Source organism: Mycolicibacterium brisbanense, assembly GCF_001570425.1.
In the GTDB taxonomy this organism is placed as follows: Bacteria; Actinomycetota; Actinomycetes; order Mycobacteriales; family Mycobacteriaceae; genus Mycobacterium; species Mycobacterium brisbanense.
The window spans coordinates 66,485-90,848 of record NZ_BCSX01000050.1 but is presented as its reverse complement, the minus strand read 5'-3'; the positions used below and the strand labels follow the sequence as shown (position 1 = coordinate 90,848).

Genomic DNA, 24,364 nt, shown 5'->3' with positions numbered 1-24,364 from the left:
CTTGACCTCCCCTGTGGAGGCGTCTATATAACCGCTTTGGCCCGTTCAAGCATCCGATTTCGGTGAATTTGGTTGAGGAACAGCCCGATTGCGGTCGCAACGGATCCGGTGCGGGCACCGTCGGTCATATCGAACGCGTGCCCGGCACCGGGCAATTCGATATAGCTGACGGGTGAGCGTGATACGGCCTTGAGCCGGTCGACGAAGCTGCGCGCCTGCGCGACCGGGATGACGCTGTCGCCGGTGCCGTGGACGACAAGGAACGGTGGGGCGTCACGGTGGATCTGTGCGATGGGCGAGGCCAACCGGTAGATCTCCGGGTGCCGGTCGATGCGGCGACCGACGACGACGCGTTCGAGGAAGTTGACGAAGCGCACCCGCTCCTCGGTGGACTGGTCCTCCCAGTCATAGCGGCCGTAGATGCCGACGACGGCGTCCACCGACGTGTCCGACCCATCGGGCAACGCGCCCTGCAGATCAGGATGGTTGGGCGTGAGTCCGGCCAACGCGGCCAGATGCCCGCCAGCCGAGCATCCCGCCACCGCAACGAAGCTGCGATCACCACCGAATTTGTCGACGTTGGCCCTGGCCCACGCGATCGCAGCCTTGACGTCGGTGATGTGCCGTGGCCAACGGTGATGCGGAGCCACCCGGTAGTCGATGGACAGGCACACCCAGCCCCGCTGCGCGAGGTGCGACATCAGGGCGTAGCCCTGCAACATCCGGCTCCCGTGCACCCAGGCTCCGCCGGGGACGAACAACAGAACCGGCGCGGGTTCACTGGGCAGGTGCTTGGGCCGCCACACGTCGAGCAGCTGTGTCGGGCTGTCGCCGTAGCGCACCGAGGTCCGGTACACGTCCCGGCGGTATTCCAGCGTGTTGCACAACGGCGGCATGGGCCGCTGCGCCGGCCACTGGATATCGAGATCGGCGGGGGTGACCACGCCGCGCAATGCGGTCTGGGCGATTTCGTTGGTCTGGTCCCGCTCCGCCTTGCGGACCTGGGCATTACCGGGGGTCAACCAGGATTTCGCCGATGCCGCAAAGAAGTCGGGCATATGCCGGAAGCCCCACACCCCCATGGCCGCCATGGCGCCGAGTGGCTCTAGGTGCTTACCGACGACCGGTAATGAGGCCGAGGCCACGGTCCAGGCCAGCATGTGGTCGGCCGGCGTGGCCCGCAGCAGCCAACGAGCCCGGCTGGCAAGGCTGGGTCCGCGGTGCCGGTCGTCCGGTCGTGCCGTCATTTCGCGAGCGTACCGCGCATCGACGGCTGCCAGGTGACAACTTCGCCAACTTGTACAGTGGATGTCGGACTGTGACCTGGATCACCTAGCCGTCGGCCCCGCATCCCGTTAGCTTCGCTAAACATGGGTAAGTCAGCTCTGGCCATCACCGAAGAACACCAAGACCTTGCCGAATCGGCTCTCGGGCAGCTGTCACGGCTCGGCAGCCGCGGTGCGGCCCGCGCCACGCTGGCCGCCCCGGGTTCCTTTCCCGACGAAATCTGGTCGGCAGCAGTCGATCTCGGGTGGAACGGGCTAGCCGTCGCCGAAGAGCACGAAGGATTGGGTTTCGGACTCGCCGAACTGGCCGTCGTGGTCGAGGTCGCGGGCCGCGAGCTGATGTCGGGTCCGTTTCTGCCCACCGTCGCCGCGGCGGTGGCGATCGATCGCCTTGCGACCGAACCTGTTCGGGCGCAATTGCTTCCGGGACTGGCAGGCGGCTCTTCCATCGGAGCGCTTGGGTTGGCCGGCACCGTGGACATCGGTGCGGACGGCTTACTCGCAGGAACCGCGGCCGCCGTGCTGGGCGCACCCGACGCCCACGTACTGGTGCTCGCCGCGGGAGACGACCTGGTCATCGTCGACGCCGCCGCCGACGGAGTCACGGTGACGGCCGAAGACGGGCTTGACCCCACCCGCAGTATCGGCGCCGTCACGCTGCGTGCGGTCTCCGTCGCCGATGAACGCGTGATCCGTGGCGCTGCGCCCTTGGCCCGCACGGTGTTTCGCATCCTGGCGGGTGCCGAGGCGGTCGGCGTGGCGTGGGCCGCGCTGGACATGGCAGTGGAGTACGCGAAGGTGCGCGAACAGTTCGGCCGCACCATCGGAACGTTCCAGGCCGTCAAACACCACGCCGCCAACATGCTCGTCGCCGCCGAGCAGACCACCGCCGCCGTCTGGGACGCGGCCCGCGCCGATGATCTCGACGGCGCCTGGTTCGCCGCCGCCGTCGCCGCAGCGCATGCCGCCCGGGCTGTGGTCTTCAACGCCGAGAACAACATTCAGCTGCACGGCGGCATCGGGTTCACCTGGGAACACGACGCGCACCTGTACCTGCGCCGGGCCAGGACACTGGCCGCGCTACTGGGCGAGGCCGCCGACCCGTTGCTCGACGTCGTCGACGGGCAGCGCACCGGCCGGGCGCACGGCGCGTCGTTCACCCTTCCGCCGGAAGCGGACGTGCACCGGAAGGCCGCCGCCGAGGCGGCCGCTGAGGTGCGGGCCCTGCCCGCCGAGCAGCGTCGCGACTATCTCGTCGACTCCGGCTATCTCGTACCGCATTGGCCCAAGCCGTGGGGCCGCGGCGCAGATGTGTTGGAGCAGTTGGTGATCGAAGAGGAATTCGCCGACATTGAGCGCCCCGACATGGGCATCACCGGCTGGGTGACGCTGACCATCGCGCAGGCCGGCACCGACGATCAGCGTGACCGCTGGGTGGAGCCGGTGCTGCGCGGTCAGGTCATGTGGTGCCAGCTGTTCTCCGAACCGGGTGCGGGATCCGATGCCGCGGCGGTGCGCACGGCGGCGAAGAAGGTCGACGGCGGCTGGCGGGTCACGGGTCAGAAGGTGTGGACCAGCCTGGCTCAGCACTGCCAGTGGGGCCTGGCCACGGTGCGCACCGATCCCGACGCACCCAAGCACGCCGGCGTGACGATGATGGCAATCGACATGAAATCGCCTGGCGTTACGGTGAATCCGTTGCAGGGCCTGACCGGCGACGCGCACTTCAACGAGGTGTTCTTCGACGACGTCTTCGTGCCCGACGAGGACGTGGTGGGCGACGTGAACAAGGGCTGGCTGGTGGCGCGGGCGACGCTGGGCAACGAGCGCATCTCGATCGGCGGGGGCTCCGCGGCGCCGACCGGGTTCAGTGCCGACGATCTCGTGGCCATGCTCGACGCGTCGCCCGCCGGCGCCGGCTACGCGTGGCGCGCCGGCGAGGTGATCGCCGTCGGCCACACGCTGCGGCTGCTCAACCTGCGCCGCGTGTCGCGGGCCATCGCCGGTGCCGAACCCGGCCCGGAAGGCAACGTGACCAAGCTACTGGTGGCCGAGCATTCGCAACGGTTGACCGAACTGGGTATGGATCTGGCCGGGGCAGCCGCGGTCTCCGGTGCCACCCGCAAGCTGACCCGCGCCTACCTCGGCAACCGGGCGATGACCATCGCCGGCGGCACCTCCGAGATCACCCGCAACACCATCGCCGAGCGCATCCTCGGCCTCCCCCGAGACCCGCTGCTCCGGTAGCAGTTGCACCTGGCACCTGGCACCTAGCACCTAGCACCGCGAGCGTGCGTGTCTGTCCCCCGACACGCCGGGTCTCACCGGCAGTTCACGCACGCTCGTCCCGCCTACGCTCATCCCATGGCGGTCAGTCGAACTCGTCGGGCGCGGGCCGCCCGCAAGCGCAAGCGTCGCCTCGACAGCGTGGTCAACGACCTGACCGACGCGCAATGGTCCGCGATTAAGGATGCGTGGAACGGTTGCGCCTACTGCGGCACTACCGGTACCGCATTGCAGCGAGATTGCGTCATGGCCATCTCGCGGGGTGGGCGGTACACCATCGACAACGTCGTGCCTGCGTGCGCGTCATGCAATGCGAGCAAATGCAATGACGAGGTGACCGGCTGGATGCGGCGTAAGCGGCTCGACGAACGTCTCTTCCTGACGCGATACGTCGAAATCCGGGCAGCGTTGACGGCCTCCGCACCCTGACGGCCCGCACCCTGACGGCCCGCGAGCGTGCGGAACGCGCTGGCGGAATACGGCGTGGCGGGCAACAGACACGCACGCTCGCGGTGCAAGGGTTCCCGGTGCAAGGGTTCCTGACTGCAAGGGCTAACGCACGGCGGCGCGGCCGCGAATGCGGCCAAGGACCACGAGGGCGAGCAGGGTGACGAGCAGCAGGATGGTGGTGCATGCGGCGGCCTGGAACGCCTGACCACGGTCGGTGAGCCCGAAGATGTTGACGGGCAGGGTCTTCCAGGTCGCGGGGTACACCATCACGGTGGCCCCGAGTTCGCCCATCGACAGCGCGACGGCCAACCCGGCCGCGGCTCCCAACGACGGCAGCAGCAACGGCAACGTCACCCGCGTCAACACCCGAACAGGCCCGGCGCCAAGCGATTCCGCGGCCTGCCGATAGGCCGGGTCGAGCCGATCCAGCGCTGCCGACACCGCACTGAACGCGAATGCCAGCACCAGCATGGTGTGCGCGAGGATGACGATCCACCGCGTGCCACCGAGCAGCAGCGGACGTGAGTTGAACGCGATGAGCAACCCGAGGCCGATGGCCACCGACGGCACGGCGATCGGTAGGTGAAACACGGCATCGGTGAATTTCCGCAGCCACGAAGGACATTCGCGCGCGGCGAGCGCCGCCCAGGTTCCCAGCACCAGCGCGACGGCCCCGGCCGCGAATGCGGTCTGCAGGCTCACCGACAGGCTGGCCAGGTTCTCGCCGGACAACGCGTCGTGAAAATGACCGAAGCCGAGGTTCGACGGCAGAGCCGATGTCCACGTTCCGGCCAGACCAGCCAATACCACAGTGGCCAGCGGTGCCACGAACACCACGAGAACCACGAGTCCGAAAACCGTGAGGACCAAAGCCTTACTTCGCCTGTTCCACAGCAGCATCGGCCACGCCCCTTCCGGTTGTCATGCGGGCGAACACCATTCGGTATCCCCCGTACAGGCCCAGTGACAGCACCACCTGTACGGTCGCGATGACCGCGGCGCCGGGCAGGTCGAACGTCACGATGCCGCGCGTGTAGATCAGCACCGGCAGGGTGATGACGCCCTTCGCGCCGGTGAACAGCACGATGCCGAATTCGTTGAGGGTCAACAGCAGAACCAAGCTGCCCCCGGCTACCAGAGCGGGCCAGGCCTCAGGCATGATCACCGACCGGAGCACCCGCAGCGGCGAGGCCCCCAGACTCGCCGCCACGTCGAGCTGCGCACGCGGCACCAACGCGAACGCCGCCAGGAGCGGCCGCACCACGAACGGGGTGAAGAACGTGATCTCGGCGGCGACGACACCGGCCGGCGTGTAGAGGAAGTTCAGCAGCGGAGTATCACCGCCGGTGACGCTCAGGATCGCCGCGTTCACCGCACCGGCGGTGCCGTACAGGAACGTGAAGGCCAGCGTGATGAGGAACGACGGCAGCGACAGCACGGTGTCGATCAGCCGGCCCACCAGCTGCGACCCCGGAAACGGCACGAAGGCCAGCACGATCCCCACGAAGGTGCCGAGAACCAGACAGCCTGCCGTCGACGTCACCGCGATGGCGACGGTGCGCCACAACGCATCCCGGAACACCGCCGAGCCCAGCACCTCGGCCCAGGTTCCCGGGTCAGCCGACTCCCCGAGCACCCGCAGCAGCGGGTAGAGCGCGATCAGCAGCACCACCAGCAGTGGCGGCAGCACCCACAGCGCGGCCCGGGACCGCGGTGCGGCGGCCCGCTCCGGGGCTGCTGCGGTGGGCTCGTCGAGAAGCGTCACGCGGCGGCCTGCACGAGCACCCCGGCCGGCTCGGGAATCCGGACGCCGACCTCGTTACCCACCTCGAACTGTGCGTGGCCCGGCACGTCGAGTTCGACGAGGCTGTCGGGAAGACCGTTGACCGACACCACGAGACGCGTTGTCGCGCCTCGCCACACCGCGGATTTCACCTCGGCGCGCATGGCGTCGCGGTTGCCCAGTGACACCAATTGCAGGGCGTGCGGGCGGATGCACAGCAACGCGGAAGACCCTGGTGCCCAGTCGATCTTGCCGACGGCAGGTTGAGGCGCCTCGGCGCTGACGGTGCGGTTGGCGACGGTCACCAGTGCTGAGGTCCCGATGACCCGCCCCACCGTGCAGGGAATCAGGTTGGCACCGCCGAGGAACGCCGCGGTGAAGCTGGTAGGCGGACGTTTCCACAGGTTTTCGGCGGTGTCGACGTCCATCAGCCGGGCGTTGTTCATCACGACGATCCGGTCGGCCAGCGCCAGCGCCTCGGCCTGGTCGTGGGTGACATAGAGCATGGCGGTGTCGGGCAGCGACTCCTTGAGCTGCTGCAGTTCGGCCAGCATCGACTGCCGCAGTTGCGCGTCCAGTGCCGCGAGCGGCTCGTCGAGCAGCAGCACCTTGGGCCGGATCGCCAGTGCCCGGGCGATCGCGATGCGCTGCTGCTGACCGCCGGAAAGCTCACGGGGCAAGCGTTTCCCGTAGGCTGCCATGCCGACCATGTCCAAGGCTTCGGCCACCCGGGCGCCGATCTCGGCGCGCGGAACCCGTTGCGCCTTCAAGCCGAACGCGACGTTCTCGGCCACCCGCATGTGCGGGAACAGCGCATAGGACTGCAGCACCACCCCGATGCCGCGTTTGGCGGGCGGCAGGTCGGTGACGTCGCGCCCGGCCAGCCGGACAGTGCCCGACGTGGGCCGGACGAAACCGGCGAGCGCTCCCAGCGCGGTCGACTTGCCCGATCCGCTCGGCCCCAGCAGCGCGACTGTCTCACCGGTGGCCACCCGCAGGTTGAAGTCGATCAGGGCCTGCGTCACCCGCTTGCCCCGGCCGAAGCGCACCCCCACCCGGTCGAAAGTGATGGCCGGCGTGAGCGATTCCTGCTTCGTGTCCGCATTCTGTTCGGCCTTGGTGTTCGGCCTGCCCAGCCCTGTCTCGGTCATATCAGTTGCCTGTTGCCTTCTGATAAGCCGCAAGGTCGGCGTCGAGCCCTGCCAACACCGCATTCCAGTCCGGTACCCACACCTCGACCCCGTCGAGCACGCTCGCAGGCGTATTCGGCTGCGGTGCACCGTGATCCGCAAGGTTGTCGCGCACCGGGATGCCCAGCGCACCGGTGGCGACGGTCTTCTGCACGCCGTCGGTGAGCAGGTAGCTCAGCAGCTTCTTGGCGTTGTCGGCGTGCGGTGCGCCCTTGGTGACACCCGCGACGTAGGGCAGTGACACAGTCGTGCGCTTGCCGTCGTGGGCGGGAATGAAGATGCTGAACGTCGACTTGTCGTCCTTGATGGAGCCGAGGTTCATCTGCACGTCGCCGTTGGCGACCAGCAGTTCACCATTGCTGACCTTGGGTTGCAGCTTGCCGGTCGACGACGACGGCCCGACGTTGTTTGCCTGCAGCTTGGTCAGGTAGTCGAGCGCACCGTCGCGGCCGCGCAGGTGCTGCAGCAGCACGAGCACCGCGGTACCGTCGCCGGCCTGCCCCGGCGTGGAGTACTGCAGCTTGCCTTTGAATCGCGGGGCGAGCAGATCGTCCCATCCCGCGGGGGCGGGTTTGACGGACGGGTTGGCGATGAAGCTCAGCGCGTTGTTGACGATGGGCACATACCTGCCGTCCGGTCCGACCTGCCCTGCCGCGATGCCGGTGGTGTCGACCCCGCTGGGTACGAGAAGCCCTGACTTGTCAGCCTTCTGGATGAAGGGCGGCAGGGTCACCAGCAGGTCGGCCTGTGGATTGGACTGCTCCTTCTCCACCCGCGAGACCACCTCACCCGAGCCTGCCTCGACGACGTTCACCACGATACCGGTGTCCTTGGTGAACGCGTCGAAGGTCGACTTGTACCAGGAGCCCAGGCCATCCGCGCTATAGATGGTGACGGCGCCGGCCGCACCCGAGCCGGTCGTTCCGGTACCGCCGCAGGCTGCGCTCAACATGCTGGTGAGGGCGAGCGCCGCGATTGCCGTCGCGCGCAGTAGATGTCGTGTCTTCATGGGTTCCTTCTCTGATCAGCCAAGCAACAACAGGTCGGCGAAGTCGGTGACGGAGCCGACCACGTGGGTGGCTCCGGCGGCGCGCAGTTGTTCTTCGGAATGCGCGCCGGTGAGGGTGCCCGCGGCGATGGCAGCGCCTGCGCGCAGGGCACTTTCGATGTCGTTGGCGGTGTCGCCGAGGACCGCGACGTTCTCTACGGCCTCGACCTGAAGCCGGATCAACGCGGTCAGGATGAGGTCCGGATGGGGACGCCCGCGCACGCCGGGTTCCGGCGCAAGCACCAGATCGGCCAGGTCCTGCCAGCCGAGCGCGGACAGCAGCTTGCCCTGCGTGACGCCACTGAATCCGGTGGTCAGCGCGACCTTGATACCGGCCTGGCGCAACTCTGTGATCGCTTCGGCCGCACCGTCGATGGGCTCCGCCCGGCCGGCCGCGATCAACTTGGCATAGGCCTTCTCGAATTCGGCGTTGGCGCGGCGCGCCAGGTCCTCGGTGCCGAACAGGGCACGGAACACCTCGATCTTGGACTGCCCCATGGTGTCGAGCACGTACTCGCGGGCGCGGTCCCGTTCGGGCCCGGCTGCGGGCAGCCCGACGGCCGTTGCGGCGGAATCGAACGCACTGACCACCAGCCCGTCGTCGGACACCGTCGTGCCTGCCATGTCGATGACAGCGAGCTGAATGTCATCAAGTTGTATGTCATTGGTAGACATGCGTTTCCCTCACTCAGAATCCGATGAGATCGGCGGTCTGCTCGGCGATGGCGGGCCCGAGCGTCATCCCGCGTCCCCCCGGACCGGTGATCACCCACACGTCGTTTTCGGGTTCGGCCCGGCACACCAGCTGATGCGGGTCGACGCATTGGCTGTACACCCCGGCCCAGCGCTGCCGGATCGGGGGCAGGGTGCGGCCGAGGAACTCCTCGACGACGCTCACGAGGTAGTCGTAGGGCGGTTCGTGCACGTCGAATCCGAACGGTTCGTCATATTCGTGCGTGTCGCCGATGGTCAGGCCGCCGTGCAGACGCTGGACACACAGTAGTTGCATGTGCGCCGCCTCGGCGACGGGATGCTGAGCCTCGTTGGTGCGCAACGTGTCCAACGCGGCACCGGCGAAGGCAGGGTAGTAGCGGAAACTGTCCGCATCGGCGATGGCGGTGGTCATGGTCTCACCGAGCGGCTCGGTCTGCATCATCTGCAATCGCACCCGCCGGACCGGAAGATTGCCCGCGAGTTCGCGGACCAGCCCGCCGTGCGCGGCTCCCGCGCACACCAGCACCAGGTCGGCGTCATAGCGGTTGCCGTGGTCATCGCGCACGGTGCGGTTGTCGACCGCGCGAGCCTCGACGCCCGGTACGAATTCGTAGCGGCCGCTCGCGGACAGGTAGTCACGGATCGCCGGCAGTGCCTGGCGGGACTCGACCGCGGCGTCGAGCGCGCAATGCAGCCCGCCGAGAAAGTCTCCTCGCAGGGCAGGGTTGAGCGCGCGCACCTCGTCCGGTTCGAGCAGGGTGAAGCCGCGGTGATACGCGTTCACGCCCTGCGCGGCCTCTTGCGCGACAGCCAGTTCGGCCGGCGTGCGCAGCAGCGTGATCGAACCGGCCGGCCGGAACCCGATTCCGGGGATGTCGGCGGCGAGCTTCTCCCACAGCTCACGTGACCGCAGGGCGGCCTCGAGTTCACCGGTCGAGCGCCCCGAAACCCATACGAGGCCGAAGTTGCGCACCGACGCACCCCGGGCCTCGGCTTCGCGCTCAAGGTGTACGACCTGATGACCGCGACTCACCGCTTCGACGGCGTGCGCGGTGCCGAGAATCCCACCACCGATGATCGTCACGCGCATGGTTGATGACCATCGCTGCTGATCACGACAGGCCGCAGTCCTGCGGGTGTTGTGGCGCCGAACACCAGGTTAAGAACTGGTATAGACCAAACGGGGTTACACTGTCGGCATGCAACAGGTCGCCGAGATCGGCCGCGTCCTCCACTCCCTGCGCGGCGTATGGGACGAGGAAGCCGTCGACGAATTGGACCACGCACTGCAGTCCGCAGCCCGCGCCGTCGACGACGGTGCCGACGATGAACTGGTGCTTGCCGCAGCACTGCACGACCTGGCCCACAGCCCGCTGTTCGCGCAGCACGAGGGCGTCGAGCAGCACGACCGCTTCGCGCGGGACTGGCTGACCCCGCGGTTCGGCGAGCGCGTCGGCTGGCTGGCGGGTGCGCACGTCGCGGCCAAGCGCTACCTGGCCGCGACCGACCCGAACTACGCGCTCTCGGATGTTTCGGCCCTGTCGCTGCAACACCAGGGTGGCGCGAGCGTGGACGCGACCTACGTCGCGCACCCCTGGTGGCCCGATGCGCTGCGGCTGCGCCACTACGACGACGCGGCAAAGGACCCGCAGGCCCGCGGCGCCACCGTCGACGACGTGCTGGCCGTCGCCGAACGGATTGTGCGGCAAGGTAACTGACCGGTGACGTCGCCCCAGCAGAAGCCGCTCCCGAAGCCCTATGTGATTCGCACCGCGCTCGACACCATGCTGGCCGACCTTGCCGAGGGCGACCCTGTACCCGCCGAACGTGAACTCGCCGTCCAGTTCGGGGTGGCCCGCGAAACCGTCCGGCAGGCGCTGCACGAACTGCTGGTGGCCGGGCGCATCGAACGGCGCGGCCGCGGCACGGTGGTGTCACGCCCCAAACTCACCCAGCCGCTCAGCCTGCAGTCCTACACCGAGGGCGCACTGGCGGTCGGGCGGACGCCGGGCCGGCTCGAGGTCACCACGGAGATCATCGACGCCGGTACCGAACTCGCTGCGGGCCTGGGCATTCCGCTCGGCGGCCCAGTGCTGCACCTGGAGCGGGTCCTGCTCGCCGACGATCAGCGCATCGGCCTGGAGAGCACGTACCTCTCGTCGGCCCGCTTCGCCGACCTGGCGACCACCTTCGATCCGACCACATCGCTGTATGCGGCCATCCGGGCCACAGGCGTGCAATTCGGCTCGGCCACCGAACGCATCGAGACCGCCCTGGCGTCACCACGCGAAGCCGAGCTGCTCGAATCCACCACCGCGATGCCGATGCTGCTGCTCAACCGGCGGTCTCTGGACACGGAAGGGGTGCCGATCGAACTGGTGCGGGCGCTTTACCGTGGGGACCGAATCGCGTTCGAGACGGTGCTGACGTAACCGATAGCCAAGCTAAGTGGTAGACAGGTTGTGTGACGCCCGCCACTGCCTTCCACCCCGACCTGGCCCGGCTGGCGCGGTTCATACCGCGCAGCCTCGTCACCCGCTCGACGCTGCCGGTCATGCAGAAGCTCACCGAATGGCACGGCCGGGCCACCCCGAAAGACGTCGAGGTGCTGACGCTGGCCTCGGGGGCCGGGGTGCGATTGTTCCGCCCGACGGCTCGCACCACCGCGGGGCCCGCACTGTTGTGGATTCACGGCGGTGGCTATGTGATCGGCAGCCCCGCGCAGGACGATGCGCTCTGCCGCCGCTTCGCCGCCGAACTGGGCATCACCGTCGCGGCGGTGAAGTACCGTCTGGCACCGCAACATCCGTATCCGGCCGGCCTCGAGGACTGCTACTCGGCACTGGCGTGGTTGGCTGCGCTACCGGCAGTCGATCCCGCCAGGGTGGCGGTCGCCGGTGCCAGCGCGGGCGGAGGGTTGGCCGCCGCGCTCGCCCTGCTGGCGCGTGATCGTGGTGAAATACCGCTTGTCGCACAGATTCTGGTGTATCCGATGCTCGACGACCGCACGGCGGGTGCGGAGTTCGATCACCCGGGCCACCGGTTGTGGACACAGGGCAGCAACCGGTTCGGCTGGTCGGCCTACCTGGGTGACGCGGACCCGGCGACCGCCGTACCGGCCCGCCGAACGGATCTGTCCGGCCTGCCGCCTGCGTGGATCGGCGTCGGCACGCTCGACCTGTTCCACGACGAGGACGTCAGGTACGCCAAGCGGCTGCGCGACGCCGGGGTGCCCTGCGAGCTCGACATCGTGGACGGCGCCTTCCACGGATTCGATCAGCTGGCGCCGAAATCCACGGTGTCACGCGCCTTCATCGCCAGCCAGATCTCTGCCCTGCGAAAGGCTTTCAGCATCGGACCTTGACTGCCGCAGGTGCACGCAGGCTCGCTGGAGCAGACACCTGTCGGCGTTGGGCAGCGCCCGGACACGCGGCAGGAGGCCGGCCACGATCTTGGCGAACCGTGCGCCCAGTTGCTCGACCGTCATCCCGAACTGCACCCAGACGTCGTCCTCGCGTGGACCCCCGTAGGGAGCCCACGCGAGGACGAACTGCAGGACGCCACGCTCGAACGTGTCCACGACGTCAGTCTCGAATGACGGTGTCCTCGAACACGATCCGGCCGATCAGGTCATAGCGGCGCGGATCACGCAGCTTGAAGTAGGTGGCCAGGGCTGCGCCGAACACGAACAGCCCCACCACGATCCACGGAGTCAGCTTGAACAGCAGGGTGCCCGACGCGGTCCCGGCCGCCGCATCTTTGTGCTCCCAGAGCAGCCAGACCACGTAGAGCATGCCGATCCCGCCGAGCCCCGGGGCGACCAGCGTCTTGAACCAGTGCTTGGACACCGGATGGTTCTTGCGCAGGTGGAAGTAGCTGATGACGGAGAACGCACACAGCGACTGCACGATCAGGATCGCCATGGTGCCGAGGATGGCCAGCAGCGAATACATGTGGACGTACGGATCCATGCCCGCGAACAGGAACGCCAGGATGATCACCAGGGCGATACCGGTCTGGACGAACGACGCGATGTGCGGCGAGCCGTGCTTGGGATGTGTTGCGCCGAGGGTCCTCTGCAGCCCCTTGGACAGACCCTCCCGGCCCAGCGCGTAGAGGTAACGCGACGCGCAGTTGTGGAACGCCATGCCGCACGCGAACGAGCCGGTGACCAGGAGGATGTTGAAGACGGTGATGGCCCATTCCCCGTAGTAGCCCCGCACCGGACCGAAGAAGATCTCCGACGCGGTGTCTGCGCTCTGCGCGAGTTCGACCGATTTCTGGGGGCCGGTGCCCGCGATCGCCATCCACGACACGAACACGTAGAACACGCCGACGCCGAGGACGCTGAGCATGGTCGCGCGCGGGATGATCCGCTTGGGGTCGCGCGATTCCTCGCCGTACATCGCCGTCGACTCGAACCCGACCCACGACCAGAAGGCGAAGAACAAGCCCAAACCTGCACTGGCACCGGCGATTCCGGCGGCAGGCGTGAATGCCCCCGCAGGGTTGAGCGTCTCGCTCACCGCAAAGCCGTCCGGACCGCCGCCGTGGACCAGCACCGCCACCGCACCGAGTGCCAGCATGACGATCTCGGTCACCAGGAATACGCCGAGCACCTTGGCGGTCAGGTTCACGTCGAAGTAGGTGAGGATCGCGTTGGCCGTCAGCATCAGCAGGGCCGGGATGATCCAGTGAACATGGATGCCCAGCTGCGACTGCATCAGGTTCTGGAAGAAGAACGAGAAGATGCCGATGAGCGAGGGCTCGAACACCACGTAGGCCATGGTGATCAAACCGCCGCTGGCCATCCCGATGATGCGGCCGAGGCCGTGGGAGATGTAGCCGTAGAACGCACCGGTGGTGGTGATGTGCTTGGCCATGGTGGCGTAGCCGACGGCAAACAGGCCCAGGACCACGGTGGCTACGATGTAGCCCGCGGGAGCGTGTGAACCATTTCCGGCGCCTACAGCGATCGGGACGTTGCCGACCATTGCGGTGATGGGAGCGGCGGTAGCCACCGCCATGAAGATCACGCCGATGGTGCCTACGGCGTTACGTTTCAAGCGTTGTACATCTTGAGCTGCGTGTTCACTCTTCGTGACAGCTTGTTCGGTCATCTACCGGCTTACCTTCCAGGCTTATGGTGAAGGCTCGATGTGGCCTGGGCCACAGTACGAACTCTACGTATATTGGCACTACCAAAACCCAATGGCAAGGGTTCGTGTGATCCATTGACAGAAATGGTTGCGACCATTTAGCGTGTGGGGCATCACAGCTACCAGGTAGCTCAAGAGGGAGCCGCATGTACGACTACGGCACGTTCACGTTCGAATCCAAAGCCGAAGTGCTGGATAAGGCGAAGACGTTCTGGAATCCAGACAAAACACAATTCTGGACCGACACGGGTGTCGATCTGGTGATCGACCGCCGCGAGGGTTATTTCCTCTGGGACATGGAGGGGCGTCGTCTCATCGACATGCACCTCAACGGCGGCACCTACAACCTGGGCCACCGCAATCCCGAAGTGATGCAAGCGATTACCGAAGGCATGCAGCACTTCGACGTCGGCAACCACCACTTCCCGTCGGTGGCCCGTACCGCTCTGGCGCAGCGCCTGGTCGAGACCGCGCCGGCGTCGATCAAGAAGGTCGCGTTCGGATCGGGCGGCGGCGAAGCCATCGACATCGCGCTCAAGAGTGCCCGGCATGCCACCAAGCGCCGCAAGATCGTCTCGATCGTCAAGGCCTACCACGGTCACACCGGCTTGGCGGTGGCCACCGGCGACGACCGGTTCGCCAAATTCTTCCTCGCCGACCAGCCCGACGAATTCCTGCAGGTGCCGTTCAACGACATCGACGCGATGGAGAAGGTGCTGGCCTCCGGCGACATCGCCGCGGTGATCATGGAGACCATCCCGGCAACGTACGGATTCCCCCTTCCCGCACCGGGTTACCTCGAAGCGGTCAAGGCCGCCACCGAGAAGTACGGCACGCTCTACATCGCCGACGAGGTGCAGACCGGCCTGATGCGCACCGGTGAACTGTGGGGCATCACCAAACATGGCATCGAACCCGACATCCTGGTGACAGGCAAGGGGCTGTCCGGCGGCATGTACCCGATCACGGCGGCGCTGCTCGGCGATCGAGCTGCGCAGTGGCTCAACGAGGACGGGTTCGGCCACATCTCCACGTTCGGTGGCGCCGAACTCGGCTGTGTCGCCGCGATCAAGACACTGGAGATCTGCACCCGCCCCGAAGTGCGCTCGATGGTCCACTACATCTCCGACATCTTCGACCACGGCCTGCAGCGCATTCAGGCCGACCATCCGGACTGGTTCGTCGGGATCCGCCAGAACGGCGTGGTGATCGGGCTGGAATTCGACCACCCCGAGGGTGCCAAGTTCGTGATGCGCGAGCTCTATCAGCTCGGGGTGTGGGCGATCTTCTCGACACTGGATCCCCGTGTGCTGCAGTTCAAACCGGGCCTGCTGCTGTCCCGAGAACTGTGTGAGGACGTGCTGGACCGCCTCGCTGTAGCGGTGGGAAGGGCCAAGACTGCTGCGAAGGGACGCAAAGCATCATGACAAACGTTGCGCAGGCCGGCCACATGCTTGAGCGGGCCCGGTGGGCTGCCGCGGCATACGCCGACTACGACGCCGCTGCGGTGGGCAACATCGTCAACGCCGTGGCCGAGGCCGGCTACGCCGAGGCCGAACGGTTCGCCGCCGAGGCGGTCGCCGAGACCGGCATGGGCGTCGCGGCCGACAAGGTCATCAAGAACCAGGCGTGCTCGCGCGGCATCGTCGACTTCTACCGCGGCGAGGACTATGTGTCCCCGCGCATCGACGAGGCCCGCAAGATCGTCGAGCTGCCCCGGCCCGCAGGGGTGGTGCTGGCTCTGACGCCGACCACCAATCCCGTTGCCACGGTGTACTTCAAGGTGATCCTGGCGCTGATGACCCGCAACGCCGTAGTGGTCGCGCCGCACCCGCGGGCCACGCGGTGCTCGGCCGACGCCGCCCGGGTGCTCGCCGAGGCCGCCGTCGCCGCCGGCGCGCCCGACGGCATCGTGCAGGTGGTCGACGAGCCATCCATCCCGCTCGTTCAGGCCCTCATGGCCGATGAGCGCACCGATGTCATCGTGGCCACGGGCGGCACCGGCGTCGTACGCGCCGCGTACTCGTCGGGAAACCCGGCGCTGGGCGTCGGTCCGGGCAACGTCCCGGTTTTCGTCGACGCGAGCGCCGACATCAACGCCGCGGCCAAGCGCATCGTCGACAGCAAGGCATTCGACAACTCGGTGCTGTGCACCAACGAATCGGTGCTCATCGTCGAGGACACCGTCGCCGACAAGCTGCGCTCGGCACTGACCCGCGCCGGGGCCCACATCCTCGATGAAGACGGGGCACGACGGCTGCGGGCCTACATGTTCGCCGACGGTCATCTCAACACCGATGTGGTGGGCCGCGACGCCGCGTGGATCGCCGGGCAGGCGGGGCTGCGCGTGACACCGAAGACCCGGGTCCTGATCGCGCCGTTCGACGACGTCATCGCCGAAGAGATGCTGGCCCACGAGAAGCTCTCCCCCGTGCTTGGCATGACCACCGCGGCCGACGCCGCCCGCGGCATCCGCGCCGCGCGTGCGGTGGTGCGGATCGGCGGGGCCGGGCATTCGGCCGCCATCCACAGCGAAAACCCCGCGGTGATCACCGATTTCGCGGCTCAGGTGCCGGTACTGCGAGTGTCGGTCAACGTCGGGAATTCGACCGGCAGCTCCGGGCTGGACACCAACCTGGCACCGTCGATGACCATCGGCACCGGGTTCGTCGGGCGCAGCTCGATCGGGGAGAACCTGCAGCCGCAGAACCTGATCAACTGGGCCCGCATCGCCTACAACAGCGAACCGGGCGTGGTGATGGGCAATTTCGCCGGCGTCGACCCCTGGCGCTCGTCATCCGGGCCGGTGCCGCAGTATCCGCGCGCATCCAACGACCGTGCCGGCGTTGCGGTGCCACCGCGGCGGTCGTATGCGACGCCGAGCCGGGCGTCGGATCCCGGACTGGACGCGCTGCGAGCCGAATTGCGCGCGCTGGTCGTCGAAGAACTCGCACAACTGATCAAGAGGTAGGGCTGTGGCTGAACTGCGTTCGTTCATCTTCATCGACCGGCTGCAACCGCAGACCATGTCGTATCTGGGCACCTGGATCAAGGGCGCGCTGCCGCGCGCCAACCAGGCTGCGCAGATCATTGAGGTGGCTCCCGGCCTGGACATCGAGGGCGTCACCGATGTGGCCCTCAAGCATGCTGAGGTCAAGGCCGGAATCCTGGTGGTGGAGCGGCAATTCGGATATCTGGAGTTCCACGGGGAGACCGGCGCGGTGAAGGCTGCCGCCGACGCTGCACTCGACGAGCTGGGCGCCACGCTGGACAGCGCGGTGCGGCCCAATGTGCTGGCCTCGCGCATCATCTCCAGCATCGACCACCAGCATGCGTTCCTGATCAACCGCAACAAGATCGGGTCGATGGTGCTGCCGGGCGAGTCGCTGTTCGTCCTGGAGGTCGCCCCGGCGTCGTATGCGATCCTGGCCACCAACGAAGCCGAGAAGGCCGCTGACATCAAGGTGGTCGATTTCCGGATGATCGGCGCGACCGGCCGCGTGTACCTCTCCGGCACCGAGGCCGACGTGCGTCAGGCCGCCGAAGCTGCTCAGGATGCGTTGGCAAGGGCCACTGCATGAACATCAACCGTGACGATCTGCGCGCTCTCGTCAGAGAGGTGGTGCGCGAGGCGGTTTCGGGTCTCAAACCCGCCCAGACTCCGGGGCCGGTGGCTGTCCCCTCGCCTCCGGCCCCGGCCCCCACCCCGGCCGCACCCACCACGGTGGCCGATCAATTGGGTCTCGACCCCACCGGGCCCCGTGCCGTCGAAGGCAAGAACCGGGTCGAGACCGTGCGGCTGTCCAAGGACTCCGACCTCGATGCCTTCGTACGGAAGTTGTTGCGGCTGTTCGAAAGCCCGAAGACCCGCGCGGATCTGAAGGCCGGCCGGCTGAGCTTCCGGCTGGCAGGCAGTGCGACACCGTCCGGCGGCGCGACACACCGCATCGACAGCGGCGCGGTCACCGAACGCCATATCGCCGACCTCGCGGGCGGCACCCTGATCCTGGGCCGGCGCGCCGTGCTCACCCCACTGGCCAGGGAGAAGGCTCGATCCCTGGGCATCACGATCACCAAGGAGCGAATGTGATTAAAGCGACTGTCACCGGGAATGTCTGGGCGACGCGACGTATCGAAGGTATCCCGGCCGGTGCTTTCCTCGAGGTCGAGGTCGACGGCACCGGGTCCCGGTTGATCGCGTTCGACGTCCTTGGCACCGGTGTCGGTGAGCACGTCCTGGTCGCGCAGGGCTCCGTGGCCTCCGGCTGGTTCACCGGCACACCGCCCCCGGTCGACGCACTCATCATCGGATCCATCGATTCCAACCCCAACAAATAAGGAGATATCCCCATGTCCAGCAATGCAATCGGATTGATCGAGACCAAGGGCTTCGTGGCTGCGCTGGCCGCTGCCGACGCCATGGTGAAGGCCGCCAATGTCACCATCACCGATCGCCAACAGGTCGGCGACGGGCTGGTGGCCGTGATCGTCACCGGTGAGGTCGGCGCAGTCAAGGCCGCCACGGAGGCGGGAGCGGAGACCGCATCGCAGGTCGGCGAACTGGTCAGCGTCCACGTCATCCCGCGGCCGCACAACGAGCTCGGCGCGCACTTCTCGGTGTCCAGCAAGTAGCCATGCCGACGCAAGCAGACGAGAGCACGCGGATCCGCACCCAGATCCGCGTCTACCTGCTGGTCGAAGACCTGCAGCGGCAGTTCGCCGCCTACCTGGGTACGCCGACCCGGGCCCGCGGCTACCCGCCGTACGAGGGCGAACACGCGCTGATCGTCGAGGTGTCCCCCGCCTTGGCCATCGAGCGCGTGATCGACCTTGCCCTGCGCGAGGTGCCCGGTATCCAGCCCGGGATCCTCTATGTGGAGCGGCAATTCGGGGTGCTGGAGATCCACTCCGCCAACCTCGAAGATGTGCAGCGGGCCGGCAAGGCGATTCTGGCGGGCACCGGCAACTCGGCGTCCGATCAGCTGCGGCCCCGGGTGCTCTACCACGACATCATCGAGGACATCACCGATCAACACGCGGTGATCCTCAACCGCAACCGGCAGGCCTCCATGATCCTGCCCGGACAGTCGCTGCTGGTCTACGAAATGACCCCGGCCCTGTTCGCGGCCGTGGCTGCCAATGAGGCCGAACGGGCCGCACCCGGGCTTACCGTGGTGGACGTACAAATGATCGGCGCTGCCGGGCGGCTGTACATCGGTGGCAGTGTCGCGGACGTGACAGCGGCCCGCGACCGGATCACGACAGTGTTGGCGGGAATTGAAGGACAGGACCACTAGATGGTTATCACCGACGAGATCGATGTCGCCCAGCTTGCCCTGGAGCAGTACGACATCGGACCCAACGCGACGTTGCGGTTGCTGAATCTCTCCGAGAACGCCACATATCTCGTCGAGGATGCCGGAACACAGTCGATCCTGCGGGTACACCGGCGGGATTATCACCGCGCGCACGAGATCGAGTCGGAGTTGGACTGGCTGGCGGCGTTACGGGCCGACAGTGACGTCACAGTGCCGACAGTGCTCCCCACCCGCGACGGGCGTCGTGTGGTCACCGTCAACGTCGACGGAACTGACCGGTACGCCGTCCATTTCGACATGGTCGCCGGCGCGGAACCCGACGAGAACGCCCTCACGGCGGAGGACTTCCACACCCTGGGCAGGATCACCGCTGCGCTGCACGACCATTCCCAGCGGTGGGCGCGTCCCTCCGGATTCGATCGGTTCGCCTGGGACTGGGAACACAGCCTGGGTGCCCAGCCCCGGTGGGGACGCTGGCAGGACGCCGAAGGCGTCGGGCCGTCGGAGAACGACGTCCTCGAGCGGGCGCAGACGCTGCTGCGTACGCGGCTGGAGGCGTACGGAACCGGGCCGGATCGGTTCGGGCTGATCCACGCCGATCTGAGGTTGGCCAATCTGCTGGTCGATTCCGGGTCGAAGATCACCGTCATCGATTTCGACGACTGCGGATTCGGCTGGTATTTCTATGATTTCGGCACCGCCGTATCGTTCATCGAAGACGATCCGGCGCTGCCCGAATGGCAGGCATCATGGGTGAGCGGCTACCGCAGCCGTCGTGAACTGCCTGCCGCGGATGAAGACATGCTCGCATCGTTCGTGCTGTTGCGCAGGCTGCTGTTGTTGGCTTGGATGGGCAGCCACAGCCATTCCAGGGAATCGGCCACCAAGGCGATCAGCTACGCCGCGGGAAGTTGTGAACTTGCCGAACGGTATCTGCGCTCCGACGGCCGCACTCTGACCTGACTCACAAAGGACCCCACTATGTTCGCATCGCTTCAGGGCCGCTCGGCCATCGTCACCGGCGGCAGCAAGGGTATCGGCCGAGGTATCGCCGAAACGTTCGCCAATGCCGGTGTCAACGTACTGATCACGGGCCGCAGCCAGGCCGATCTCGACAAGGCCGTGGCCGATCTGTCCGGTGCGCCGGGCAAGGTCAGCGGGCTCAGCGCCGACGTGGCCAGCCCCGAGGACGCGCGCCGCGTGGTGGCCGAGGCAGTCGAGCGGCATGGCGGTCTGGACATCGTGTGCGCCAACGCGGGCATCTTCCCGTCGGGCCGGCTCGAGGACCTCACTCCCGAGTCCATCGAAGAGGTGCTGGCCGTCAACTTCAAGGGCACCGTGTACATCGTGCAGGCCGCGCTCGCAGCGCTGACCGCCAGCGGCCACGGCCGCGTGGTGATCACGTCGTCGATCACCGGCCCGATCACCGGATACCCCGGGTGGTCGCACTACGGCGCGTCCAAGGCGGCTCAGCTGGGCTTCCTGCGCACCGCGGCCATGGAACTGGCTCCCAAGCACATCACCATCAACGCTGTGCTTCCCGGCAACATCATCACCGAGGGCCTCGGCGAAATGGGCCAGGAATACCTCGACCAAATGGCCTCGGCAGTACCCGCGGGCCGGTTAGGTTCGGTGGCCGACATCGGCAACGCCGCGCTGTTCTTCGCCACCGACGAGGCCGCCTACATCACCGGTCAATCGCTGGTGGTCGACGGTGGTCAGATTCTGCCCGAATCGCATCTGGCTATCGCCGAACTCTGATACCCCAAACGGCTAGAATTGGCTGTACCAAAAGTGGAGAGGGGTCCGGGGTGGCAGCGCAGAGCGAGGAGTTGCGGCGACGCATAGTCGCCGACATCAGCGCGGGCACCCCGGGCGCCAAACTCGGCAGCGAACGCGACCTCGCCGAACGCTACGGCACCAGCCGCTCCAGCCTGCGCCAAGTGCTTGCCGCGCTGGAGGAGGCGGGGCTGGTACACCGGATCATCGGCCGAGCCGGCGGCATCTTCATCAGCCACGGCCAGGTCGAACGCAACCTGTCCGACGTCGTCGGCGTGCCCGCATTTCTGACCAGCCAGGGCTACATCGCCGGGACCCGGGTGCTGTCCACCCGCATCACCACTCCCGATCAGGCCACCAAGACCGCGCTGCGCCTCAATGACGGCGAGTATGTCGTCGAGATCCAGCGCATCCGGCTGGCCGACGGCTCTCCGTTCTCCCTGGAGCACGCCCAGTTCCCCGCCGATGCCTTCCCCGGGCTACTGGAACAGCAACTCGGCGGGTCACTCTACGAAATCCTGGAAACCCGATACGGTTTGGTGACCGGTAGGGCCGACGAGCGGATCGAAGCAGTCAACGCCACCAGCAGTGAGGCCACCCTGCTCGGCATCAAACCGAAGGCCGCCCTGCTGCTGATCACGCGGGTCACCTATGACCAGAACGGCAACCCCTGCGAGTTCTCCCGCGATCTGTTCCGCGGCGACCGGACCGCACTGGCCGTCACAGCGCAAGGCCGCGGCATCGCCCGGTCGGACGCCAACACCGCATCGGTGACGCTGCAGCGCCAAGCGGTGTGACCCCCCGACGTCTCCCTTAGAGTTTGTTTAATAATTCCTTACTTTTCTTAGACTCGAGATAGCGTCCCCCTCATCCGTTGGACGATGAGGGGGACTCATGCATCAAGCACACGGTCATGCGGTGGTCTTGGGGGCCGGATTCGCAGGCCTGCTCGCGGCAGGGGTGCTGGCAGAGCAGTTCGCCGCCGTGACGGTGGTGGAACGGGACCGACTGCCGGACAGTCCGATTCAGCGACGCGGCATCCCGCAGGGGCGTCATCTGCACAGCTTGCTCAGTCGCGGCTCGCACGCACTCGAGGAGTTGCACCCCGGCATCCTCGACACGCTGACCGCTGCCGGAGCGCACAAGATCGACGGCGCGAACCTGTCCAAGGTCTACACCCGGATGGGTCCGTACACCATGAACCGCACCGGCAGCCTCGCCGATCCCGACGCGCTCGCGATCTACCTGGCCAGCCGTCCGTTCCTGGAATTCCATCTCCGCCAGCGGATCGCCGACCACCCCAACGTGACGTTCCGCGACGGTCTCGATGTCATCGGATTCGACACTCCGCGCGCCGATCACGTCGCCGGGGCGCAGGTCGCCGACCGCAACACCGGCACTCGATCATCGATCGCGGCAGATCTCGTCGTCGACGCGCTGGGCCGCTCCACGCGCACACCCGCGCTGCTCGAGCGGCTCGGCTACGGCCCGCCCGACGAGCGCGTCATGCCTGGCCGGGGCGCCTACTACAGCCAGCTTGTCACGATGCCGAGCGGCTCCATTCGCGAGAGGCTGGTGCTGGTCCAGCCCGACCGCGGGGCAAGCCGAGGCGGACTCATCGCCTACGAGGACGACACGTGGATGCTCACGGTGACCGGGCCTGCCGATGATTTCGCGGATCCGCCAGCCGATTTCGCCGACATGCTGGCGTTGGCCGAGCGGTTCGTCCCGCGCCAGATCATCGCGGCGCTGCGTGCCGCGAAACCGCTCGGCCCAGTGCAACCGTTCCGGTACCCGGGCGGATCCTGGCAGCGCTACGACCGCATGGATCGCTTTCCGTCGGGCTTGCTGGTGATCGGTGATGCGCTGTGCCGACTCGATCCGATCTTCGGTCAGGGCATGACCGTCGCCGCGCTGCAGGCCCTCGCGTTGCGCGACCACCTCGCCGAATACGGCACTGGAGCACCACAACTGTTCTTCGGCGCCGCGGCGCGCCACATCGGTCCCGTGTGGTCGATGAACCGGGCCACCGCGGGTGCCGGGACACCTCAGCGGGGATTGGCCGGACGGCTGATGAGCTGGATCCGTGGGCAGGTGCTGCAGGCCGCGGCGAACGACATCGTCATCACCGAACGACTCATGCGCGTCAGCAGCCTCATCGACCCGCCGGACATCCTGCGCGACCCCGTTCTGCTCGGCAGAGCATTGATGGGCAACCTGATGCGCCGCAACCTGTTTGACGTCAGCCTGCGCGCGCAATGCCTGTCCGGCGCCAGATGAGCGCCATCACCGCACACGCACCGGCCAGCACCGCAAACGCAATCGGGAACGAACCCGACGTGGCGAGCGCACCGGCCACCAACGCGCCCAGGCCCGTCCCACCGTCGAAGCCGATGTTCCAGGCTGCGCTCACCGCGCCGCGGGATTGCCCACCGCTGGCCGCCAGGGCCTGCACCAGGGTGAGGTTCTGCAACGAGCCGTACGCCAAGCCGAGCAGCAGAGCGCCGACGACGATCACCGCAGGACTGTGGAGGATTCCCACCGCGATCGCCGCCAGCCCCGCCACACCCAGGCACAACATCGGGGTGATGAATCGGTGTGCCCCGAAGCGGTCGGCCGGGCCGCCGATCAGCCACCGCCCCAGCGTCGCCGGCCCGGTCAGCGCCAGCAGGGTCGCAAAGGCCGTTGTGGTGTCGGCGAATTGGGGCGCAAACGTGAGGACTGCCCCGCCCGCGGCGGTGATCGCGACGAGCGCACCGATCGGGCCGATCAGCCCGCGGCTCACCGCCCGGAATTCACCGCGCTGTGCCGGAGGTCGCGGCACCGGATGGATGAACATCAGTGCCAGCGGCACGCCCAGCACCGGCGCAGTGGCCAGCACGAACACCGGGGTGTATCCGACGTGGTGGACCAGCCATGTCGCCACCGGGGTGAGCACGAATTGCGGTGCGGCGATGGCAAGTCCATACGCTCCGGCTGCCCGGCCACGCTGCTCATGACCGAATAGGCCTGCGATACCGTCGACCCCGTACACCGTGACGATGCCGAAACCCAGCCCGCGCAACGCCGCGAGCAGGAGCACCGTCGGCAGGTTGTGCGCCGGCAGATGCGCGATGGCGGGAGCACCGAGCAGGGCCAGGCCGATCGCCAGGGTGACCGGCCACCGCAGGCGTCGCAACACCAGCCCGACCGATAGTTGCGCCACCACGGTGCATGCCATCAGGACCGCGTTGACCGCACCCGCCCCGAAATCGTCGGCGCCGTTGTGCACGGCCCACATCGGGGCGACCGGCAGCAGCAACGCGAATCCGATGAAGCCCAGCACGGCGACACCCAGCAACGCGGGCATGC

Annotated in this window: 26 protein-coding genes; 17 read left to right on the top strand and 9 right to left on the bottom strand. The window is 67.3% G+C overall.

Annotated elements, in window-relative coordinates; genetic code table 11:
- Positions 1-23: 23 nt before the first annotated feature.
- Entirely contained in the window at positions 24-1,247 is a 1,224-nt protein-coding gene (locus tag RMCB_RS28730) for an alpha/beta hydrolase (protein WP_062831462.1), read from the bottom strand.
- A gap of 123 nt (positions 1,248-1,370) precedes the next feature.
- Here RMCB_RS28730 and RMCB_RS28725 point away from each other — a divergent pair, with 123 nt between their 5' ends.
- Positions 1,371-3,533 (top strand): acyl-CoA dehydrogenase family protein, encoded by a 2,163-nt coding sequence (locus tag RMCB_RS28725; RefSeq protein WP_062831461.1) that lies wholly within the window; start codon positions 1,371-1,373, stop codon positions 3,531-3,533.
- Positions 3,534-3,650: 117 nt separating this feature from the next.
- Positions 3,651-4,001, top strand: a complete 351-nt coding sequence (locus RMCB_RS28720; RefSeq protein WP_062831460.1) for an HNH endonuclease — start codon at positions 3,651-3,653, stop codon at positions 3,999-4,001.
- Between the two features lie 123 nt (positions 4,002-4,124).
- Here the strand turns inward: RMCB_RS28720 and RMCB_RS28715 are convergent, their stop codons facing one another.
- The 6 genes from RMCB_RS28715 to RMCB_RS28690 are packed head-to-tail and all read right to left on the bottom strand — an operon-like array spanning position 4,125 to position 9,847.
- A complete protein-coding gene (locus RMCB_RS28715; RefSeq protein ID WP_062831459.1) occupies positions 4,125-4,922 on the bottom strand; it encodes an ABC transporter permease in 798 nt (265 codons plus the stop codon).
- The gene (locus RMCB_RS28710; RefSeq protein WP_062831458.1) at positions 4,897-5,787 is read right to left on the bottom strand and encodes a 2-aminoethylphosphonate ABC transporter permease subunit; all 891 of its coding nucleotides are present in this window, start codon (positions 5,785-5,787) and stop codon (positions 4,897-4,899) included. Before RMCB_RS28710 ends, RMCB_RS28715 begins: the two co-directional genes overlap by 26 nt.
- Entirely contained in the window at positions 5,784-6,956 is a 1,173-nt protein-coding gene (locus RMCB_RS28705) for an ABC transporter ATP-binding protein (protein ID WP_109784454.1), read from the bottom strand. Before RMCB_RS28705 ends, RMCB_RS28710 begins: the two co-directional genes overlap by 4 nt.
- A 1-nt stretch (position 6,957) precedes the next feature.
- On the bottom strand, positions 6,958-8,004 hold the full coding sequence (locus RMCB_RS28700) for a 2-aminoethylphosphonate ABC transporter substrate-binding protein (RefSeq protein ID WP_062831457.1): 1,047 nt from the start codon (positions 8,002-8,004) through the stop codon (positions 6,958-6,960).
- Positions 8,005-8,019: 15 nt separating this feature from the next.
- Complete coding sequence (locus RMCB_RS28695) at positions 8,020-8,718, bottom strand: phosphonatase-like hydrolase (RefSeq protein ID WP_036425859.1); 699 nt, start codon at positions 8,716-8,718, stop codon at positions 8,020-8,022.
- A 13-nt stretch (positions 8,719-8,731) separates the two neighbouring features.
- On the bottom strand, positions 8,732-9,847 hold the full coding sequence (locus RMCB_RS28690) for a TIGR03364 family FAD-dependent oxidoreductase (protein WP_062831456.1): 1,116 nt from the start codon (positions 9,845-9,847) through the stop codon (positions 8,732-8,734).
- 109 nt (positions 9,848-9,956) lie between these two features.
- Here RMCB_RS28690 and RMCB_RS28685 point away from each other — a divergent pair, with 109 nt between their 5' ends.
- The 4 genes from RMCB_RS28685 (at position 9,957) to RMCB_RS36145 (ending at position 12,355) form a co-directional block, all read left to right on the top strand.
- The gene (locus tag RMCB_RS28685) at positions 9,957-10,475 is read left to right on the top strand and encodes a hypothetical protein (protein ID WP_062831455.1); all 519 of its coding nucleotides are present in this window, start codon (positions 9,957-9,959) and stop codon (positions 10,473-10,475) included.
- A gap of 66 nt (positions 10,476-10,541) precedes the next feature.
- Entirely contained in the window at positions 10,542-11,189 is a 648-nt protein-coding gene (locus RMCB_RS28680) for a GntR family transcriptional regulator (protein ID WP_062831483.1), read from the top strand.
- Between the two features lie 32 nt (positions 11,190-11,221).
- Positions 11,222-12,121, top strand: a complete 900-nt coding sequence (locus tag RMCB_RS28675; protein WP_062831454.1) for an alpha/beta hydrolase — start codon at positions 11,222-11,224, stop codon at positions 12,119-12,121.
- Positions 12,122-12,130: 9 nt separating this feature from the next.
- Positions 12,131-12,355, top strand: coding sequence for a hypothetical protein (locus tag RMCB_RS36145; protein WP_062831453.1), 225 nt, complete (start codon positions 12,131-12,133; stop codon positions 12,353-12,355).
- Here RMCB_RS36145 and RMCB_RS28665 read toward each other — a convergent pair.
- Positions 12,342-13,877 (bottom strand): APC family permease, encoded by a 1,536-nt coding sequence (locus tag RMCB_RS28665; RefSeq protein WP_062831452.1) that lies wholly within the window; start codon positions 13,875-13,877, stop codon positions 12,342-12,344. The genes RMCB_RS36145 and RMCB_RS28665 overlap by 14 nt on opposite strands.
- A 185-nt stretch (positions 13,878-14,062) precedes the next feature.
- Between RMCB_RS28665 and RMCB_RS28660 the strand changes: the two genes are divergently transcribed.
- The 11 genes from RMCB_RS28660 to RMCB_RS28610 all read left to right on the top strand — a co-directional run bounded on the left by RMCB_RS28660 (position 14,063) and on the right by RMCB_RS28610 (position 23,293).
- Positions 14,063-15,343, top strand: a complete 1,281-nt coding sequence (locus RMCB_RS28660; protein WP_029373260.1) for a class-III pyridoxal-phosphate-dependent aminotransferase — start codon at positions 14,063-14,065, stop codon at positions 15,341-15,343.
- Positions 15,340-16,887 carry an aldehyde dehydrogenase family protein gene (locus tag RMCB_RS28655; protein ID WP_062831451.1) on the top strand — a complete coding sequence of 516 codons (1,548 nt, stop codon included), beginning with the start codon at positions 15,340-15,342 and terminating at the stop codon, positions 16,885-16,887. Before RMCB_RS28660 ends, RMCB_RS28655 begins: the two co-directional genes overlap by 4 nt.
- Before the next feature lie 4 nt (positions 16,888-16,891).
- The gene (locus tag RMCB_RS28650; RefSeq protein ID WP_062831450.1) at positions 16,892-17,497 is read left to right on the top strand and encodes a BMC domain-containing protein; all 606 of its coding nucleotides are present in this window, start codon (positions 16,892-16,894) and stop codon (positions 17,495-17,497) included.
- The gene (locus RMCB_RS28645) at positions 17,494-18,006 is read left to right on the top strand and encodes a hypothetical protein (protein WP_062831449.1); all 513 of its coding nucleotides are present in this window, start codon (positions 17,494-17,496) and stop codon (positions 18,004-18,006) included. The genes RMCB_RS28650 and RMCB_RS28645 overlap by 4 nt, the downstream gene beginning before the upstream one ends.
- Complete coding sequence (locus RMCB_RS28640) at positions 18,003-18,254, top strand: EutN/CcmL family microcompartment protein (protein WP_062831448.1); 252 nt, start codon at positions 18,003-18,005, stop codon at positions 18,252-18,254. The genes RMCB_RS28645 and RMCB_RS28640 overlap by 4 nt, the downstream gene beginning before the upstream one ends.
- Before the next feature lie 12 nt (positions 18,255-18,266).
- The gene (locus RMCB_RS28635) at positions 18,267-18,548 is read left to right on the top strand and encodes a BMC domain-containing protein (RefSeq protein ID WP_029373255.1); all 282 of its coding nucleotides are present in this window, start codon (positions 18,267-18,269) and stop codon (positions 18,546-18,548) included.
- Between the two features lie 2 nt (positions 18,549-18,550).
- Positions 18,551-19,213: a microcompartment protein gene (locus RMCB_RS28630; protein ID WP_029373254.1), complete on the top strand. Its 663-nt coding sequence runs from the start codon at positions 18,551-18,553 to the stop codon at positions 19,211-19,213.
- Positions 19,214-20,197 carry a phosphotransferase enzyme family protein gene (locus RMCB_RS28625; protein WP_062831447.1) on the top strand — a complete coding sequence of 328 codons (984 nt, stop codon included), beginning with the start codon at positions 19,214-19,216 and terminating at the stop codon, positions 20,195-20,197. It begins immediately after the preceding gene.
- Positions 20,198-20,215: 18 nt separating this feature from the next.
- On the top strand, positions 20,216-20,995 hold the full coding sequence (gene fabG, locus RMCB_RS28620; RefSeq protein ID WP_062831446.1) for a 3-oxoacyl-ACP reductase FabG: 780 nt from the start codon (positions 20,216-20,218) through the stop codon (positions 20,993-20,995).
- Between the two features lie 50 nt (positions 20,996-21,045).
- Positions 21,046-21,810: a GntR family transcriptional regulator gene (locus RMCB_RS28615; RefSeq protein ID WP_062831445.1), complete on the top strand. Its 765-nt coding sequence runs from the start codon at positions 21,046-21,048 to the stop codon at positions 21,808-21,810.
- Positions 21,811-21,907: 97 nt separating this feature from the next.
- Positions 21,908-23,293: an FAD-dependent oxidoreductase gene (locus RMCB_RS28610; RefSeq protein WP_062831444.1), complete on the top strand. Its 1,386-nt coding sequence runs from the start codon at positions 21,908-21,910 to the stop codon at positions 23,291-23,293.
- Here RMCB_RS28610 and RMCB_RS28605 read toward each other — a convergent pair.
- On the bottom strand, positions 23,256-24,362 hold the full coding sequence (locus RMCB_RS28605) for an MFS transporter (RefSeq protein ID WP_062831443.1): 1,107 nt from the start codon (positions 24,360-24,362) through the stop codon (positions 23,256-23,258). The genes RMCB_RS28610 and RMCB_RS28605 overlap by 38 nt on opposite strands.
- Positions 24,363-24,364: the final 2 nt, after the last annotated feature.